The 517-nt window shown below is 35.8% G+C and carries 1 protein-coding gene and 1 pseudogene; both read left to right on the forward strand.

Annotated features, from left to right (window positions below; translation table 11 throughout):
* Positions 1-99 (forward strand): annotated as a pseudogene (locus IDG60_RS02010) (LysR family transcriptional regulator); the annotation flags it as partial.
* 338 nt (positions 100-437) lie between these two features.
* Positions 438-517: hypothetical protein (locus IDG60_RS21940; protein WP_241013325.1), on the forward strand; the 80-nt coding region annotated here is incomplete at its 3' end.

Raw genomic sequence — 517 nt, forward strand, 5'->3', positions numbered from 1 at the left:
TCGACATTTATGAGTTATGATCCGAGCATGTTGCAATTGCCACAAGTTGATTCTTTTGTAAATCTCATGGCGAGCTTTGTTGAACAACCAAAGGCGTAGTTTTAGACTAATTTAAGGTTTGTATTTAGTTTTAAACTATTCGGTTAAATTGAACGTAGTTGGTTGCTAATGCACCAACAGCAAAAGAGCCCCTAATTAATAAATTAAAAGGGGACAAAGGAATACAGTTGGTTGCTAATGCACCAACTGCATAAGAGCCCCTAATTAATAAATTAAAAGGGGACAAAGGAATACAGTTGATTGCTAATGCACCAACTGCATAAGAGCCCCTAATTAATAAATTAAAAGGGGACAAAGGAATACAGTTGGATGCTAACGCACCAACTGCATAAGAGCCCCTAATTAATAAATTAAAAGGGGCTCTAAGAAGCGGGGTTATGGATATGTTTGCAGCGTTATTACAAATAAAGAATTATAAACTCTTTGTTGCTAATATGTTTCTACTAGGTATGGGTAT

The organism is Staphylococcus sp. EG-SA-2 (assembly GCF_017152085.1).